Raw genomic sequence first — 18701 nt, forward strand, 5'->3', positions numbered from 1 at the left:
CCAATTCTTATCTTTTTTATAAATCAGATACAGATATCTTATTTATTTCATCATTTTCTAAATATCTTGCAATAACATAAAGTAAATCTGAAATCCTATTAATATACGCCAATAACTGTAATCTTACATTTTCGACTTTTGACAGTCTAACAATGTATCTTTCGCCTCTTCTTGCAATTGTTCTACAAACATCAAGTAATGCACTTTCCTTTTTAGCACCCGGTATTACAAAAGAGCTTATATTTAATTTCTTTTCGTAATTTTCTACATATTTTGTTACTCTATCAACATCTCTTTTGTCAATAAGCTCAATAAATTTTTCACCTTTTGCTAATTCAGTAGCTATTCTAAACAAATCCTTTTGAATTTCTTCAATTATAGTTTTTTCATTCACATCCAAACCAATTTTTGCCAATCCAAGAAATGATACCAGCTCATCTATCGTTCCATACGCTTCTACTCTGATATTATCTTTGTCTACTCTCTCACCATTTGCCAAAAATGTCTTTCCATCATCACCCATTTTTGTACTTATCATTATTTATCCCCTCCTAAAATTACTCTTTTAAAAAATTCTAATTCTTTGATAATAATATCTATATTTACATCCTGCATTAAAAATGATTTTAAAATAGATAAAGGTATTAATTCCAAAACATTATTTACATTCTTTAAACTATTAAAAAAACACTTTTTTTGTATATCAATACTAATATTCATATTTAATTTCTCCACTTCATTCCAAAAACTCTGAAAAAGAGCATAATCACTCTTAAATTTTACCTTATAAATTAAAGTATTATCTGAGTTAATTATGTAGCCTAACTTTTCTACAATTCTCAACAATCTAGAAAAAATTATTAAATCAAGGTATTTCTCCGCATTCTTTACAGAAAATACGTTAGGATGCTCTATTAAAAAATCCATATTTAAATTTATAATAATTTCATTTTTTTCAAAAGAATTTTCTATTTTTAATACCTCTCTTTCACAGTTTACTTTCTTTTTAAATAATTCTTTTGAAACGAAATTTCTAATCTTAAATAATTCAAAATTTTCATCATTAAATTCAATGAAAATATCGATATTTGAATCTTTTTCCTTACATTTATATATATTAAAATTTATATCATTAAACTCTTCACTGCCAATATAAATACACTCACTTAAATTCCAGTCAAAATAGCTGTTACAAACAATATATCGTTTTTCAACTATAATTGGTACTAGATAATCAAACACTTCCTTTATCGAAAAGAAAGAATCAATGTATAAAATCACACCTAATCCCCCTTAAAAATTTTTTTTAGTTCTTTAATATCATCCTTAAAATCATCTTTGTTTTCGCAATTTTCAATTATATTTTTCAAGATTTTTAATGCTTTAACCGTCTTTTTTAGCTTTCTTTCAGGTTCCCTTTCAAAACGTTTTAAGTAAAAAAAGAAATAGTAAATAATAAACAAAGAAACTGGGACAAATACAAAATACAACATTATATGATGTGCTGGATAAGCAGAATAAACCAAAAAATTCAAGTCTTTTTTTTCAACTATTTTAAATAAAACTTTTTTCCCGTTATAATAAGTAATATTACCTTTAACATCAGGAAACATTTCATTAAAACTTACAGAAAAATTGTTACTATTAACTATCTTTTTATCATTAGTAAAAAATACAAAATAAGATGTTATTTTAGGAATTGTATAAAAAGCATTATCTTTTACATAAATAAGATTTGAAGTTTCACCAAACTTTACAATTGAAATCCCCTCTGAAAGATTTTCAACTTTAAAAACCTTCCCCATATAGTATATTTTATTTCTTTCTACTACATAACCTTCTGGTTGTTTGTTTGAAATTATGTTTGCAATCAAATTTTCATAATTTTCATAATCAAAATCAGCAATTTTTTCATACTCATTTAGTTGAAATTTTGAGTAAGACAAATCCATTTTAAACATTAAATAAGGCAAAACCATAAAAAAAATAACAAAAAAAATAACGGGTAACTTCCTCATCCTATCATTCCTTTACTTTTGCCATTATTAAAAGATCAACATAATTTCCATCTAAATTCACAGCTTTTTTCTTTCTACCTTCGATTTTATATCCAAGTTTAATATAAAGATTAATTGCAATTAAATTACTCTCAATTACTTCCAATTGAATTCTTTTTACTCCATTCTTAAAAACCCACTCTTCTGCAATCTGAATAAGCTTTTTACCAATACCCATTCCTCTAAATTCCCGTAAAACAGATATTCCATATTCAGCAACATGTCTCATACGTTTTCTTTCATGAATCATTATATCAATTTCACCTATAATTTTGTTTTCTAACTTAGCGATAAAAATCTTTCTTAACTCATTTTCAATGTAGAATTCTACATATTTCTTAAAAGATTTAAAATCCATCAATTCTTCTAGAGAAGTTACTAAAAATTTTGTTTCGCTTAAAACACTTTTTCTAAATTCATATAACTCATTAATTTCATTAAAAAAAATTTCCTTAAAAACAAAATCAAAATTCAACGTTAAACTCCTCCAATATTTTGTTATTGAGATCTATAACCTTTATATTTAAATCATCATTAAGTTTCAACAAAACGAAATGATATTCTTTATAAAACGATACAAGATATTCATTATCAATCACTTTCCCATAAAGTGATGCACCAGCACCTCCGGTAATAATATAATGAGTATTATTAACATAAAAATGTTGATAATTATGCTCATGCCCAGAAATAACAATTTTAATACCTTTATCAGCAATAATTTTATCTAATTTTGACAAATCCAATCTATCTTTCCAATGTGGTCCAACTGTATAAATTGGATAATGCAAAAAGACTATGCTTCTCTCATTTCCATAATTTTCTAAAAATTCTAAATAACCTTTCGTATACGGATCCAAAAAAATAAGTCTATATTTCTTAAAATCTGCATAATAATTGTACAATCCAAAATACTTTTTATAATAAACATCAGGATTCTCGTGATTGCCTTTTACTAATTGGAAATAAGAATTTTTTCTCAAGTTTTTTGTTATTTTAAAAAAAGTATTCCACTCCTCTTTCCTATCTCCTCTATTTACCATATCCCCCAAATGAACTACGACAGTTGGATTATAAGAAGAAATCAACTCTACAATTTTTATATGAACTTTATTTCCAAAACGTGAATCACCGTATACAGCTACCAAATTTGTTGTGTTAGGAAAAAACTCTCCATCACACAACTTACACATATCATTTTCTTCATACAAATAATAAAAAACATTAGAGAATAAAAACATTGGAACAAAAATAAATAAAAATACCATCTTCTTTAACATTAATCTGCACTTCCAGAATTTTTTCTAATTTCAACAATATCAAAATCTATATCCATTTTTAAACTATCTAACATTTTTAAAATGTCCTTTTTAAAATAATCGGTTGTAATAATCCTTAAAATTCCACCTTCGTATTTTCTTATATTAACCATATTATCTTGCGCTTCTAAAATGTAACTCAAATAATGTACATCGTTCTTATCAATATTCAATAAAATATCAATCTCCATATTTATCCTCCTTTTTAGTCATAAATGGACATTTACTTATTATCTTATTATTCTTTAAAAACTCATCAAAATGCTTTAAAAACAATGGCTTTTCCTGCGGGCACTCATTCATAAACTTTGCAAATAAAACAAACTTTTCAGCGACTTCATCCCCCAAATCAAAATATATCTTAAAACATGCTTCTTGTGCTTTTAAAGGTTCTATTTTCAAGAATTCTATCAAAAATCTTCTAAATGCTTGAATGTTTTTATTTTCCTTCAAAGCTATGTTTTTACCTTCCTCAGTTAAAGTTATAGCTCCTCTTTTTTCATAATAAATCAAACCTTTTTTTGCCAATGAATTTAAAGTCTGCTTCGCAGAAGGCATTTTAACTCCTGCATAATCCGATACTTTCTTTAATCTTGTCCAGCCCATTGAGTTTAAAGTAAGATATACAATCAAAAGATATTTTCTTTCTGCTTTAGTTAAATTACGGTGACTTGACAAAAAAATCCCTCCACATAAGTTTATTCTAATTGTATTTTAACACATCATTCCAATTCAAGATACTTTTGAAGAAGTTTAAGTGTTGCTTCAATTGCATCGACATGAGTTCTTTCATAGCCATGTGACGCATAAATCCCAGGACCAATTAATCCATGTTTTACGTTATATCCCGCACGCACTGCAGCACTTGCATCAGAACTATAATACGGATATATATCAACAGTAAAATTTACCTTTGATAGTTCAGCAGCTCTTATCAATTTACCAACTACATCATAATCATACGGTCCACTTGAATCTTTGGCACAAACTGAAACTGAATAGACATCTGAATCTAAATCATCTCCCACTGCTCCCATATCTACAGCAATAACTTCTGTTACGTCATCTGGAATTCCAGAAGATGCTCCATGACCAACTTCCTCATAACTTGTAAACATAATATAGATCTTTCTTTTTGGTTCTATAGTAAAATCTCTTATTACCTTTGCCAAAGTTAGCAAAATACCTGCTCCTGCTTTATCATCTAAAAATCTACTTTTTAAAAATCCAGTTCTTGTTAAAACAGTTCTTGGCTCAAATGCTATATAATCACCTGGCCTTATTCCAAGGTTTTCCACATCTTCCTTGCTATAAACTTTCTGATCTAAAACAACTTCCACGTTATTTTCATTTCTTTCAATAGTTCCAGTATCATTATAAACGTGGACTGAAGGATGTATGTTATAAATTGTACCAGTATATGCTTTGTTATCTCTTGTGAAAACTATACAATTTTCATTTTCAATATGCGAAAAAGGATACCCACCAATTCTTGTTAACTTTAATCTACCATTTGGTTTTATTGATCTAACCATAGCACCAAGTGTATCAACGTGCGCCATAAGTAATATTGCATTGCTATCCCCATGACCTAAATCTACAATTAAGCTTTTTTTATTAGTATATTCATATCTAAAACCTAATTTTCTAACTTCATTAATCAAATAATTCATTATCCTATTTGTAAAACCAGTAGGACTTGGAATCTCACACAAATCAATAATTTTACCGATTGCTTCTTGAACGTACGACATTTATATCCCTCCCAATTTATAATTTTTCAAAATTTTCTTCAAATAATCTTGCGTATAAAAAGAACTAAATTCCATAAATTCAATAGAATTTTTATCGGAAAAAGTTAGGTAAAAAACCTTATTTGAAATTTTTCTTATCTCACTTAAACTATTTAAATTAATTAATTCAAAATAACTCAATTCTTTGTTATTAACCATATAATAAGGCACATCTAAAATTTTAAAATCACCTTTGAATGTTATACCTAAATCCACTTCGCCTTTCTCAATTAACTTCATACATTCCCCAATTGTTAAAACTTCAACGTATTCAATCTTATGATTATACTCTTTTGAAAAATCTTCTAAAATTTTTGGAATAATTCCCGCAAAAGTATCTTGATATTTTTGACAAATAACTGGGATCCTTACAACAGCCACCTTCAATTTTGAATGAATTTTAAAAGAGAGTAAGTAAACAAATGTAGTCAACAAAGCTCCAAGCATTGCTTCGGTAATTGCCACATCTGGTGCTAAATATACAACGTAAATTGCAACCATCAAAACACTCAGTACCGTTCTATATAAAAAAGAATTAAATACTTTTTTAGAAAAAAACACAAAAATAGTTACCAAAACCGCAAAAAAAGATAAAACATACTGCATCATTATCTTTTATCCTTTCTAACAAAAGAAATTGAAATAAAATAAGTTACTGCAGGCATTCCTATTAACATAATTAAAAGTGCAACTAAAATCTTTTCAATTTGAAAACCGCGTATTAATAAACCTATTAATATCAAAATCCCTCCACCAGTATCTCCCGCGCTCAAATAGTGTAGTTTTTTAAACATGTTTTTATTAAACAACGCAAAAATATTCCCAATTAACATCAAAAAAGCACCAAAAATTATTATCATCAATCACTCCTTGAAAGAAATGAAGTAATAGCAAATGCTCCACCTATTGAAATCAAAACATAAAAAATTGCAACATCTACTATTATTGGCAAATCACTATAATATGAATATACCAACAACAAAATTGATATCTTAGTAGAAATAGAAAGAAGAGGAATCAATTTTTCATAAACATTCTTAAAATATCCAATCCCAATTATCGAAATAAATAATGAAATCAATATTAACAATATTGCTACCATCTCAATCACCTAATTTATGAATATAAAGGAATCTGTCATCGTGATCAAAAGCTATTGTCTTTGGTGTTAATGTTATATACAATATCTTTATTAACATCTCAAAATCATCTTTATATTCCTCAAATTCGATTTTTTCATTTTTAATAAAGAAAACCAAAATTGATTCATACAAAGTTTTGGGAATATACTTTAAAAGTAAAAACACCAATTTAGAAAAATTTAAAACATTTTGCTTGAAAATTTCATATACTATTATTGAAACAAAAAGATTTAGAAAAAAATATTCTTTCCCCGAAAATACACTCAAGAACAAAGTACCTAAAATAATATTAATTAAATGTACCATTCTTCTTTTAATGGCCTCCTCATTAAATCCAACATAGATAGCCTTGGATTTTTATTTGCGTATAGTATTTTAAACACTTCACTAGAAATAGGCATATCTATACCTCTCTTTAAGGAAAGCTCAACAACAGCTTTCACAGTATACATACCCTCTGCAACCATTTTGGTATTTTTCATTACCTCTTCAAGTGTTTGACCTTTTGCTATTAACTCTCCCAAAAGTCTATTTCTACTATGTCTACTATTACATGTGACCATCAAATCTCCTACGCCTGAAAGTCCAAAAAAAGTTTTTTCCTGTGCTCCAAAGATTTTTCCAAACTTTATCATTTCATATAAAGCACGTGTCATTAGTGCCGCTTTTGAATTATCCCACCCACCTAATCCATCTAAAACTCCTGCGGCAATTGCCATAACATTCTTCAAAGCACCAGAAATCTCTATCCCAACCACATCATCAGAGGTATACACTCTAAAATAATCATTACTGAACAATATTTGTAATTCTTCAACATTTTCACCGGCGATTGTTACAGCTGTAGGTATATTTTCAGCTACTTCTTCAGCATGTGATGGTCCTGAAAGAACGGTATAGGGTATACTAACAAAATCTCTTATAATTTCCGAAACTCGTTTTAAAGTCTTTATCTCTAAACCCTTTGATAAGTTAACGATTCCTTTAACATTATCCCAATACTTAATCTTACTTAAATTTTCCCTTATAAATTGCACAGGTATAGCTATAACAAGATAGTCCGAAAAATCCACAACTTCTTGTATGTTATCTGAAGCATTAAATTTTGGTCTAATCCCATTTAAATAACTTATCTTTTTTAAAACATTTATTTCAAATACTACTTCCTTTCTTCTAGCCCAAACCAATACATCTTGTCCATTATCAACCAACAAATTTGCAAAAGCACATCCCCAACTTCCTGCACCAATTACTCCAAATTTCACTCGAGCACCTCCATAATCTTTTTTACGGACCACTTTACAGCAGGTGTTCTATACGGGTTTGATTCACTATCTAATTTTAATACCCACTTCATCTTCTCCTTAGGGTATAAAACTAAAAAGTAATGTTGCGTAAATTCATCATCAGAAGATATAATTTTAAATATATAAGCATCTCCATTTACTTCCTTATAAACATTTTTAACCACAAAAATCTTATTATCTTCCTTAAAAACTTGTCCCTTTAATTCCAATACCTTTTGTTCTGTTATTTTTCCCACAGCATGTGGCATATCATCCTCACTCCTCAACAAACGTGTTATCTTTCCCTTTTTGATTTTCCAAACCTTTAATCTAAAAATATCTCTATTAAATCTTATCCATTTTTTCTCATATCTGGTTAAAAATTCACGTTTAGGGTTTTTTTCGATATCATTTACTTTAAAGTATCCGCTCTCCTTTGCATTTTCGTATGCTTCAATTGCGTACCACTCTTGATCAGTAACAAGTTCAAATTCCCCATTGTATTTTAAAACTACTGACAATACATTGAAAAAATCCTTAATTATTATTCTTCTATGTGCCTGTGAATTTTTATACCAAGGAACAGGAAAATTCATTATCAACTTATCAATAGAATCGTCGCTAAAAAATTCTCTCACACCAAACCTTGCATCACAGAGAATTAATTTTGCATTTTTTATACCATTTCGTTTTAATTTTCTTTGTGCTTTCACCATAGATGTAATTGAAAGCTCAAATCCAATATAATTAATATTCTTATTCTTACTAGTATAGTAAGCCGCATATTCCCCATTCCCAAAACCAAGTTCCACATGAATTGGACCATAATTTCCAAAAATTTCATCCCAATTTAAAGGAAACTTATTTAAAAATTGAGGTTTCAACTCAAATTCCGGATATATCATCTGAGACCTCCTACTCTTTCAATAAAATACTTTGCATGCTTGCTATAAGTACTATTTGGAAATCTTTCTATAAAATCTTTAAATAACAAGTAAGATTTTTCAAAATCACCTATCTGATAATAATTTAAAGCTCTATAATAATATGTATCATCTAAGAAATAAATATTCTTCACATTCAAAGAAACAGCTTTATCTATTACAAATTCCAAAATATTAATCGACATTAAATAATTTTTCTGTCTATAATATTCATATCCCATTAACCATAAAAAACGTAAGGTTTCAATATTTTTTGGATTTAACCTTTCAAATAGTTCAACACTTTTTGTTTCTTTATCTTTAGAATTTTCAAGTACTTTTAAGTTTTCTTCAACTTCAGAAAGTTTTAAAATAAGATTTTTAGAACTTTCCTTTTGTAATGTTTTTATTTCCTCCAAGATTTTAGAGACTGTTTCATTCGAGGAAATAATCTCATTTTTTACTTCATTACTTGATTCCAAAATTTTTGTATTCAATTTTTCAAAATTAACTTCAATTTTTGAATTTATTTTATCTAAAGAATTTTTTAATGAAAATATAGTCGGATTAAACAATGAGATAATTGTAAAAATCAATATAATAATCAAAGTTCCCATAATAAATATGTTAATATTTTGTGGTTTTTTTTCTTGGAGTTCTAAATCTAAATTTGGTTCGAAATTTAATAAAATACCTTTCAAATATCTTATAAGCTCTTTATCATTATTTCTAATTGCTTTTTCTAATTCAAGTCTTATCACTTGAACAACTTCTGGATACTCACTTTTTATTGAATTATAATCTATATTTTTATCAAGTTCATTATAAATTTTTTCTACTGCATTTTCTAAATCACCAACCTGTATCTCTCCCGTTTTAAGTGCAATGCCATAAAAAAATTTCTCTTCATAACTCAAACTTTCAAATATCTTTCTTGCATTTTCTAAATCACCTGAAAAAACAGCATATTCAAATTTTAAAAATGGATATTCTCTTTCAACTATTTGTATTATACTTTCCGCTAACTGGTATTTCCCCTCTTTCATAATTTTTCTAATAAATCTTACAAGATTGTCATTCACTTTATCACCTCCGCAATAGCTTTTGGTAAATAATCAAGAATTTCACTAACGAAATTACGCCCCTCGTATTTATACATTTCAGCAGCAAGTCCCATTGTATAAATTCCTGTAAGTACTCCATTTAATACCTCATGGTTCTGTGCAACAAATCCTGCTATAACTCCACTTAATATATCCCCACTTCCACCTTTTGACAAAGAGGAATTTCCCGTTAAATTGAAATAAATACTTTCTCCATCCGAAATTATAGTCGTAACATCTTTTAAAGCAATTACTAAATTATATCTTTCTGCAGTTTCTTTTACTAGTTTATAATTATATTTTACTTCAGATATTTTCATTTCCATAAATTTTGCAAATTCACCTGGATGAGGTGTTATTACAACTTTTTCTTTAAATAAAATTTCATCTTTAAATCTTGAAAGATAGTATATACCATCTGCATCAACTATTATCGGTACATTTACATTTTCAAAAACTTTTTTTACAAATTCACTTATTTCTTCTCTTCTTCCCAATCCAGGTCCAATTACAACAACTGTATTTGAATCAAGCACCTTTTCTATCTCATACAAACTATTTTCAGTAAAATCTATTGTAATAGGAATAATTCCAGGCTCATAATTTACCGCATTAACTACAACTTTATTATTACCTGCAATATACACCCTTCCAACACCAGCCCTTAAAGCCCCTAACACAGATAATAAAGGCGCACCTATATAATTTTCAGAACCACCAATAACAATAACTTTTCCATAAGTCGATTTATTACTTTCCTTTAATCTTTTTGGAACCTCAAAATAACTTTTCGTTAAAAGTAACTTATCACATGGGTAAATAGCCCCCAAAATCTTCGGTATACCAATTTTAACTACTTTTAACTTTCCAGTAAGTGCTCTTCCAGGAAATAAAAAATGGCCAACTTTTGGGTATTCAAAAGTAACTGTTAAATCTGCCTTAATTGCCGTTCCCAAAACTCTTGCAGTATCAGCTGAAACACCTGTTGGTATATCAACTGAAACCGTAAATTTTGAATATAAATTTATATAATCAATAATTTCTGCATAAATTCCTTCCACTATTTTTGATAATCCAGTACCAAAAATAGCATCTATTACCACATCACTGTTTCCCAATAATTTAGGCACTTCCAAAATATTCTCCTTTGAAATTTTTATTACCTCTCCGCCAAACGATTTATAAACTTCAAAATTCTTTTTTGCCTCTTCTGTAACAAAATCATCTATAAAAACTACTTTTACTGCTTCTGTATAATTTAACAGTTCTCTTGCAATTACAAGACCATCTCCTCCATTATTTCCAGGTCCACAAAACACTAAATAACTGTATTTTGATAATTTTTCCAATTCATTCCATAAAACTTCTACTGTTGACACTCCAGCTCTTTCCATTAAAATCAAACTATCTATTCCAAAATCGTTTATAGCCTTTTTTTCTAATTCCTTCATTTCTTTAGATGACACTATTCTCAAATCAATCACCTCGATATAAAAATTTATAAATATAATACGCAGTATAGACTTTCTTTAAGTATCTTTTACCAGCACTTTCTTTAACCTCTTTTGATGCATGTGGGCCTGTATTATAACCAATTAAAGCATCCGCTAAATTACCGTTAAGTTCATACAGATACTCAAGATATTTTATTCCCAATTGTATATTATCCTTTGGAACATAAAGATTGTAATTTTTATCAAACTTTTTATTAATCCACTCAGAAGTTTGTGGCATTACCTGCATTAAACCATAGGCACCAAGCGGAGAAACAGCATCTTTTATAAAACTACTCTCAACTTTTATAATGCTTAATATCAAGAGCTTATCAAAAATTGTTTCTGGAAAATATTCAGTATATTTATACGGAAAATTTTTAAATAACCAAAACAAAAAAAATAGACAAATTACTGAAACAAAAAACATAAATATTCTCAAATTAAACACCTCAAAAATATTTTAACATAAAAAAATACAATAAATATCCAGAAATTGAAATAAATGGTCCAAATGGTATTATTTTTTTCTTTCTAATCAATGAAAATAACAAACCCAAAACAGACGAAAGGAGTAAATGATAAATTGAAAATGGTAGACTTAGCAAAAATGAAAAAGGGACAATTAAGTAGATATCGCCTTCTCCTAATTCATCTTTATAAAATTTCTTCAAGAGTAAAAATATACTCAACATTAAAGTTAGAGAAACTATTCTTAAATACCAAAAATACTGATTTCTAATTAAATCCAAAATTGCTGAAATCCATAACAAAACCCAAGTAAAATCTGGTATCATCAAAATTTTCATATCAACATAAACCACTACAACAACTGAAAAAATCATTATATCTAAAATTAAACTTTCAAATCTTGTGAAAAATACACTATGTACTAAAAACATAATACCTGTAAAAAGCTCAACAAAGAAGTACCTGAAAGGTATTTTAACTCCACAATTCCTACACCTTCCACCCAATAAAATATAACTTAAAAGTGGTATATTATCATACCACTTAATTTCCACTTTGCAATAAGGGCAAAAAGAACGTGGAGGATCGTTAACCTTTAATCCCTCCACGCTTCTATATAATATTACATTTAAAAAGCTCCCGAATATCACTCCCAAAACAAAATTTACGAAATACCACACAATTGTTTCTCCTTATTTGTTAAATATTTATCAAAAATTTCCTTTTTACCAAACAAGTACCAAAAATCATTTTGTTTTAGCTCCTCATAAAATTTTCTGGCTTTTTCAGTTTTACCTAATTTTATATATGGAACTATCAATAAAGCTTTGAGATGTAATGATTCAATAGATTCATCTATCATTGGTTCAATAGCTTTTACAATTTCTTCGTACTTTCCATATTTCATTTTTATTTTAGCCCAAATTTCCATTCCATTTGGATCGCTTGGCTTGGAATTTAAAATTTCCTGCTCTACAATCTCTGCTTCCTTTTCTTTTCCAATCTCTCTGTATATTTGTGAAAGTTCATACATTGCAATTACATTATCATTATCAATTTCAATTAATCTATTTAAAATTTCAATTGCCTTCTCATAATTTTTGGATCTAGTATATGCATCTGCAATCATAAAATAAGTAAAAATATCATTTGGTGAATATTCTATCTCTTTCAACCAATAACCAATCGCCTTATCATATTCTCCTTTATTATAATACACTTCACCAAGAGTAGAATACGCCTGAACAAGCCAAGGATCAACTTCAATAGCTCTATTTAAAAACTTTATTCCCTCATCAAAATTCCCATGTTCAATTAATATAGTTCCCAAAAATTCGTATGCAGGAGCAAAATTTTTATCAATCTTAAGTGCAAATTCTAAAATATTTTTCGCATCACCAAGTAAATCCTTATCAGCATACTCTATTGCAAGTTCATATAATCCATCAACCGTACCATGCTCAAACTTATCAGGATGTATATTTCTTTTATTTAAAAATGCAATAATCTCTGACCAAATAATTGGACCATAAAATGCTTCACCTAAAATAGTGATATTTTTTTCAATAAATTCCAAATCTTCAATTTCATTTACAAATTCGGTAAAATCCTTCTTCATGTTATACCAATCTCCACCATAAAACAAATCTCTCAACATTATAAAGAAAGGAGTCTCATCTGTTAAAATTAATGTTTTATCTTTTACCATCATTTCTACCTTCATAATTATCACCTCCAAAAATCTTGTTACTTTCTATTTACATTATAACACAACATGTAAAATTCGAAAACTATATTTTAGAACTAAAAAAGTTACAAATTAGTCAAATAAGATGGTAATTGAAGATAATTACTAATAATCTCAGGAGGTGAAAAACATGAAAAAAAGTTTAGTTGTAGTATTCTTTGTCACTTTGTCAATTTTAACATTGGGATTTGTAAACCAAAATTACGAAAGTCCTATTACAAATGTTGTAGAAGCGGCAGCTCCAGCCGTCGTTAAAATTGAAGCAACGGTTTACTCAACTTCGTATATTGATCCATTTATAGAAGATTTCTTTAAAAGATGGTTTGGAGATATACCAAAACAATATCAACAAAAAGGTACAAGTTTAGGTTCAGGATTTATTTTTGATAAAGAAGGATACATTTTAACAAACTTTCATGTTGTAGACGGTGCTGAAGATATAAAGGTAACTCTATTGGATGGTACAGAGTTTAAAGCAGAATATATTGGTGGAGATAGAGAATTAGATATTGCCATACTTAAAATAACTCCAAAAAACAAAGAAATTCCAACTTTGGAATTTGGTAATTCCGATAAATTAAAAATTGGTGAATGGGCAATAGCAATTGGTAATCCTCTTGGATTCCAACACACTGTAACAGTAGGTGTTATTTCAGCAACAGGTAGGAAAATCCCCAAACCAGATAATAGCGGATACTACACAAATCTTATCCAAACTGATGCTGCGATTAACCCTGGAAATAGTGGAGGTCCATTATTAAATATTCACGGTCAAGTTATAGGAATTAATACCGCTATAATAGCCCCTTCTGAAGCAATGAATATTGGATTTGCAATACCGATTAATACTGCAAAAAGATTCATTGAAAGTATAATAAAAACTGGAAAGGCAGAAAAAGCATATTTAGGTGTATACATGCAGACTGTTACAAATGAACTTGCAAAGGCTCTTGGACTTAAAGTAAATAAAGGGGTATATATTTCACAAGTTATCGAAAATTCTCCAGCAGAAAAAGCAGGATTAAAAGAAGGAGATGTTATCACTGAAGTTGAAAATCTGTCTGTAACTACCGCTAGTGAACTTGCTTCAATTATCCATAATTATACACCAGGTTCAAAAATAAAGATAAAAATAAATAGAAAAGGAAAAGAAATTGAACTTGAAGTAGTCCTTGGAAAATCTGAAAATAAAAAAGAGACCATTGAAACGAAAGAATTCATAGGAATAACAGTTAAAGAAATTACAAATTCTGATAGAGAAGAATACCAAATACCAGAAAAAATTAAAGGAGTATTGGTTATAAACAGCAAAAACAATTTTATAAAAGAAGGAACAATAATATACAAAATTGCAATAAACGGAAAAGTTTATAATATTAAAAATTTAAACGATTGGAATGAAACAATTTCAAAGGTTAAAAAAGGTGACTATGTGGCTTTATTCTACTTTTATAAAGGTGCTACTGGTGTCTTTTCATTTGGTTACTGAAATCCTGGCTAAAAAGCCAGGATTTTTTTTTATCATCAAAAATCTTCGTAATTCTTTTTATTCCTTGACATTTCATAACAAAAAATGATAGAATTTAAATGTCAAATCTACTGGAAACGATTCCGAATGGAGGTTTTCAAAATGGGAGTTACTAAAAAGATAAAAGAAGATAAAAGGTTTAGAACTTCTAAAGGACTCATCAAAGAAAACTATTTAGATCACATCAATCTAACCCTTGGAAAAACACTTGAAAATGCAACATCATGGGACAAGTATAATGCACTTGCACTCTTGGTTAAAGACCAAGTAGTAGAAAAATGGTTGCAAACTCAAAAAAAATACTTTGAAAATCCTGATACCAAAAGAGTTTATTATTTCTCAATTGAATTCTTAATTGGTAGACTACTTTACAATAACCTATTAAACTTACAAATCTACGATGACGTAAAAAAAGCGATGCAAGATTTAAATCTAAAATTAGAAGAAATAGCCGAAATTGAGCCCGATGCAGGATTGGGAAATGGCGGACTTGGAAGACTTGCAGCGTGTTTTCTAGATTCTATTGCCACGCTTGGTATACCTGGATATGGTTACGGTATAAGGTACGAATATGGTATATTTAAACAAATAATCAAAGATGGTTTTCAAGTTGAACTACCAGATGATTGGCTCAAAAATGGGAATCCATGGGAAATCGAAAGAAAAGATAGAAGCGTAAAAATTAAATTCTTTGGAAAAACAGAGAGTTACAAAGACAAAGATGGAAATTTAAGATTTAGATGGGTAGATACATACGATATTTTAGCGGTTCCCTATGACACACCGATAATTGGATATGGAAATGAAGTTGCAAATACATTAAGACTTTGGTCTGCAAGGCCAATCAATGAATTTGATTTTGACAATTTTCAAAAAGGAAATTATATAAAATCCGTTGAATCTCAAGCAATTGCAAGTGCAATCTCCAAAGTGTTATATCCAAACGATGCTTTTTACGCAGGGAGAGAGCTAAGACTAAAACAAGAATACTTCTTTGTTTCAGCCTCCATACAAGATATTATAAGAAGATTTAAAAAACAATTTGGAAACAATTTTGATATATTCCCAGATAAAAACGTAATCCAGCTAAATGATACACATCCAGCACTTGCTATTCCAGAATTAATGAGAATTTTAGTTGATGAAGAAAAATTATCTTGGGAAAAAGCATGGAAAATTACCACTAAAACTTTTGCATATACAAATCATACAGTTATGCCAGAAGCTTTGGAAAAATGGGAAGTACATCTTTTGGAAAGGCTGCTTCCAAGACATCTTGAGATTTTATACGAAATAAATGCAAGGTTTTTAGATAACGCAAATAAAATATTTAGTGGAAACATTGATAAAATAAGGAATGTTTCTATTTTTGAAGAAGGACATGTAAAGCAAGTCAGAATGGCTAATTTATCAATAGTTGGCTCTTTTTCAATTAATGGTGTATCTAAATTACACACAGAAATACTTAAAAACAGTGTTTTTAAAGATTTTTACGAAATATGGCCAAAAAAATTCAATAATAAAACCAATGGAATTACTCAAAGAAGATGGTTATTGCAATGCAATCCAAATCTTTCAAATCTAATTAATGAAACACTTGGAGATAATTGGATTATAAACCTAGACTATCTAAAAAATCTTGAAGCCTATGCAAATGACAAAAACTTTTTAGATAAGTTCTTTGAAGTAAAACAACATAACAAAAAACAACTTTCAAACTATATAAAAAAGGAATTAGGTATAAATGTAGATCCTGAATCTATCTTTGATGTACAAGTAAAAAGGCTCCACGAATATAAAAGACAGCTTCTCAATGTGATGCATATTATATATCTTTACCAGACTTTAAAAGAAAATCCAAATATTGATATCTATCCTAGAACATTTATCTTTGGCGCAAAAGCTGCACCAGGATATAGAATGGCAAAGTTGATAATAAAACTGATAAACAGTGTAGCAGACATAGTAAATAATGACAAAGAAATAAACGATAAAATAAAAGTTGTATTTATACCAAATTATAACGTATCTCTTGCAGAAATAATAATACCAGCCGCAAATGTAAGTGAACAAATATCAACTGCTGGAAAAGAAGCATCAGGTACTGGGAATATGAAATTTGCATTAAACGGGGCATTGACCATTGGAACACTTGATGGTGCAAATATCGAGATAAAAGAATGCGTTGGTGATGAAAATATCTTTATATTCGGATTAACTGCAGAACAAGTCCAAAAACTAAAAGAAAGTAGGCTTTACAATCCATATGACATATACTTGAGAAATGAAAATATTAGAAAAATACTAGATGCTATAAACAATGGATTCTTCAACAAAGAGAATCCTGACTTGTTTAAAGATATATTTCAAGCGTTATTATTTGGTTTAAATGGCTCACAAGCAGATGAATATATGCTACTTGCAGATTTTGACAGTTATAAAACTAGACATAAAGAAATAGACATAACATATAGAGATAAATATCTTTGGAATAAAAAAGCATTACTAAACGTTGCAAGAGTCGGCATTTTCTCAAGTGATAGAACGATAATGGAATACGCAAAGGATATTTGGAATGTGAAATAATAAAAATAAAGGCTCCTTAAAAGGAGCCTTTATTTTATCCCAATTGGTTGAACTGGTCCAAAATTTTTCAATGGCCAAATTCTCAATATAGGTCTTCCAATAACAGCTTCTTTGGGAACGAATCCAAAATATCTACTATCTAAGCTTTCCCTAGAATTATCTCCCATAAAAAAGTAGAAACCGCTTGGTATTTTTACAAAGACTTGCCCATTTTTTTTCCATATATAATCTTCAAAATTTATATTCTTTGGTTTTAAATATTTATCCACATATTCATAATACGGGATACCGTATTTCACTGGTTCCATTCCGCCAACTATACTAAAAACTATATTGGCAAATTTTGAACCTTTTTTCAAAGCAAGTTCATAGAGAAATTTCCTATATTCTGTTTGATTATTTCTCAATCTACTAGCCTTATCTAAATAATTCCAAAGTTCCGGATATTCAAAAACACCTTCAGGTAAGTAATTAACATCCCTTAAATTTTCTGGAATCTCTCCATTAACAAATAGTTTCCATTTACCATCAACTAACTTTAACGTAATAACATCGCCTTCTTTTGCCACAAGCCTTTTTACATATTTTACATGTCCTTTAAATTCCTTTGGGGAAAACAAATCCATAAATTTATCAAACGCTCTAAGCATCTGTTGAGCTCTCTCATCGCGGAAAGGCGTCCAAAATACTGTTATTTCACCTATTTCAGGTTCTCTCGCTTGAAAAGTTATTTTTTCAATAAAAAGGCGGTCCCCAATGTTAATAGTTGGTATCATAGAACCTGTGGGGACCATCATAGTTTCAAAAACAAACAGCCTAATAATTGTAGCTGCAACTATAGCATAAACAAGCGTAATAACTGTATCCTTAAAGATTTTTGAAGGGCTTTTTTTCATTTAAATTACCTTCTCTCCTTAATTTTCACCTTTCCGCGGATGTTTCTCAAGTAATATAGTTTTGCCCTTCTAACTTTACCACGCCTGACAACCTCAATTTTTTGAATTATCGGTGCATACAGTGGAAAGATTCTTTCAACACCCACACCATTAGCACCAATTCTCCTAACTGTAAATGTTTTTCCAATACCAGAACCTCTTAAAGAAATTACAATTCCCTCAAAAGCTTGTGTTCTTTCTTTGTTGCCTTCTTTAAATTTAACATATACTTTTACAGTATCTCCAGGTCTAAATTCTGGCACCTCTTTAATTTGATTCTTTTCAATAATTCTAATAAGGTTATCCATACTCATATAA

General features: G+C 28.8%; 23 protein-coding genes. 2 read left to right on the forward strand and 21 right to left on the reverse strand.

Translation table 11 applies throughout. The features are described from left to right. Positions 1–16: 16 nt before the first annotated feature. Genes Y592_RS00315 through Y592_RS00405 form a run of 19 tightly spaced genes read right to left on the reverse strand, consistent with a single transcriptional unit; the run spans position 17 to position 13310 of the window. Entirely contained in the window at positions 17–538 is a 522-nt protein-coding gene (locus Y592_RS00315; protein ID WP_075665099.1) for a cob(I)yrinic acid a,c-diamide adenosyltransferase, read from the reverse strand. Then, positions 538–1281, reverse strand: coding sequence for a hypothetical protein (locus Y592_RS00320; protein ID WP_075665100.1), 744 nt, complete (start codon positions 1279–1281; stop codon positions 538–540). Before Y592_RS00320 ends, Y592_RS00315 begins: the two co-directional genes overlap by 1 nt. 2 nt (positions 1282–1283) lie before the next feature. Beyond that, a complete protein-coding gene (locus tag Y592_RS00325) occupies positions 1284–2018 on the reverse strand; it encodes a hypothetical protein (RefSeq protein WP_075665101.1) in 735 nt (244 codons plus the stop codon). A 4-nt stretch (positions 2019–2022) separates the two neighbouring features. Beyond that, complete coding sequence (locus Y592_RS00330) at positions 2023–2532, reverse strand: GNAT family N-acetyltransferase (protein ID WP_075665102.1); 510 nt, start codon at positions 2530–2532, stop codon at positions 2023–2025. Continuing rightward, positions 2522–3337 carry a metallophosphoesterase family protein gene (locus Y592_RS00335; RefSeq protein ID WP_088368810.1) on the reverse strand — a complete coding sequence of 272 codons (816 nt, stop codon included), beginning with the start codon at positions 3335–3337 and terminating at the stop codon, positions 2522–2524. Before Y592_RS00335 ends, Y592_RS00330 begins: the two co-directional genes overlap by 11 nt. Continuing rightward, the gene (locus Y592_RS00340) at positions 3337–3567 is read right to left on the reverse strand and encodes a DUF4911 domain-containing protein (RefSeq protein ID WP_075665103.1); all 231 of its coding nucleotides are present in this window, start codon (positions 3565–3567) and stop codon (positions 3337–3339) included. The genes Y592_RS00335 and Y592_RS00340 overlap by 1 nt, the downstream gene beginning before the upstream one ends. Continuing rightward, on the reverse strand, positions 3557–4054 hold the full coding sequence (locus Y592_RS00345; protein ID WP_075665104.1) for a metal-dependent transcriptional regulator: 498 nt from the start codon (positions 4052–4054) through the stop codon (positions 3557–3559). The genes Y592_RS00340 and Y592_RS00345 overlap by 11 nt, the downstream gene beginning before the upstream one ends. A 44-nt stretch (positions 4055–4098) precedes the next feature. Continuing rightward, complete coding sequence (locus Y592_RS00350; protein ID WP_075665105.1) at positions 4099–5130, reverse strand: M42 family metallopeptidase; 1032 nt, start codon at positions 5128–5130, stop codon at positions 4099–4101. Then, positions 5131–5778 (reverse strand): Na(+)/H(+) antiporter subunit B, encoded by a 648-nt coding sequence (locus tag Y592_RS00355; protein WP_075665106.1) that lies wholly within the window; start codon positions 5776–5778, stop codon positions 5131–5133. Next, positions 5778–6029, reverse strand: coding sequence for a monovalent cation/H(+) antiporter subunit G (locus Y592_RS00360; protein ID WP_172799323.1), 252 nt, complete (start codon positions 6027–6029; stop codon positions 5778–5780). The genes Y592_RS00355 and Y592_RS00360 overlap by 1 nt, the downstream gene beginning before the upstream one ends. Further along, entirely contained in the window at positions 6029–6271 is a 243-nt protein-coding gene (locus Y592_RS00365; protein WP_075665108.1) for a hypothetical protein, read from the reverse strand. The genes Y592_RS00360 and Y592_RS00365 overlap by 1 nt, the downstream gene beginning before the upstream one ends. 1 nt (position 6272) lies before the next feature. Continuing rightward, complete coding sequence (locus Y592_RS00370) at positions 6273–6617, reverse strand: hypothetical protein (RefSeq protein WP_075665109.1); 345 nt, start codon at positions 6615–6617, stop codon at positions 6273–6275. Continuing rightward, entirely contained in the window at positions 6605–7576 is a 972-nt protein-coding gene (locus Y592_RS00375; protein ID WP_075665110.1) for an NAD(P)H-dependent glycerol-3-phosphate dehydrogenase, read from the reverse strand. Before Y592_RS00375 ends, Y592_RS00370 begins: the two co-directional genes overlap by 13 nt. Beyond that, on the reverse strand, positions 7573–8502 hold the full coding sequence (gene trmB / locus Y592_RS00380) for a tRNA (guanosine(46)-N7)-methyltransferase TrmB (protein WP_075665111.1): 930 nt from the start codon (positions 8500–8502) through the stop codon (positions 7573–7575). Before trmB ends, Y592_RS00375 begins: the two co-directional genes overlap by 4 nt. Continuing rightward, positions 8499–9602: a tetratricopeptide repeat protein gene (locus tag Y592_RS00385; RefSeq protein WP_075665112.1), complete on the reverse strand. Its 1104-nt coding sequence runs from the start codon at positions 9600–9602 to the stop codon at positions 8499–8501. The genes trmB and Y592_RS00385 overlap by 4 nt, the downstream gene beginning before the upstream one ends. Next, the gene (locus tag Y592_RS00390) at positions 9599–11089 is read right to left on the reverse strand and encodes an NAD(P)H-hydrate dehydratase (RefSeq protein ID WP_232218236.1); all 1491 of its coding nucleotides are present in this window, start codon (positions 11087–11089) and stop codon (positions 9599–9601) included. The genes Y592_RS00385 and Y592_RS00390 overlap by 4 nt, the downstream gene beginning before the upstream one ends. A gap of 10 nt (positions 11090–11099) precedes the next feature. Further along, positions 11100–11567, reverse strand: coding sequence for a lytic transglycosylase domain-containing protein (locus Y592_RS00395; RefSeq protein ID WP_232218196.1), 468 nt, complete (start codon positions 11565–11567; stop codon positions 11100–11102). A gap of 1 nt (position 11568) precedes the next feature. Continuing rightward, complete coding sequence (locus Y592_RS00400) at positions 11569–12267, reverse strand: prepilin peptidase (protein ID WP_075665114.1); 699 nt, start codon at positions 12265–12267, stop codon at positions 11569–11571. Next, positions 12252–13310 carry a tetratricopeptide repeat protein gene (locus tag Y592_RS00405; RefSeq protein ID WP_075665115.1) on the reverse strand — a complete coding sequence of 353 codons (1059 nt, stop codon included), beginning with the start codon at positions 13308–13310 and terminating at the stop codon, positions 12252–12254. The genes Y592_RS00400 and Y592_RS00405 overlap by 16 nt, the downstream gene beginning before the upstream one ends. 154 nt (positions 13311–13464) lie before the next feature. Here Y592_RS00405 and Y592_RS00410 point away from each other — a divergent pair, with 154 nt between their 5' ends. After that, entirely contained in the window at positions 13465–14823 is a 1359-nt protein-coding gene (locus tag Y592_RS00410) for a Do family serine endopeptidase (protein ID WP_075665116.1), read from the forward strand. 141 nt (positions 14824–14964) lie between these two features. Then, the gene (locus tag Y592_RS00415) at positions 14965–17448 is read left to right on the forward strand and encodes a glycogen/starch/alpha-glucan phosphorylase (RefSeq protein ID WP_075665117.1); all 2484 of its coding nucleotides are present in this window, start codon (positions 14965–14967) and stop codon (positions 17446–17448) included. Between the two features lie 29 nt (positions 17449–17477). On the opposite strand, the gene lepB is transcribed toward Y592_RS00415, so the two are convergent. Both lepB and rplS read right to left on the reverse strand, forming a co-directional pair. Beyond that, a complete protein-coding gene (gene lepB / locus Y592_RS00420; protein WP_075665118.1) occupies positions 17478–18344 on the reverse strand; it encodes a signal peptidase I in 867 nt (288 codons plus the stop codon). Between the two features lie 5 nt (positions 18345–18349). Continuing rightward, positions 18350–18697, reverse strand: a complete 348-nt coding sequence (gene rplS / locus Y592_RS00425) for a 50S ribosomal protein L19 (RefSeq protein WP_075665119.1) — start codon at positions 18695–18697, stop codon at positions 18350–18352. Between the last annotated feature and the right edge of the window lie 4 nt (positions 18698–18701).

This window comes from Thermosipho sp. 1070, assembly GCF_001682135.1.
GTDB lineage: Bacteria > Thermotogota > Thermotogae > Thermotogales > Fervidobacteriaceae > Thermosipho > Thermosipho affectus.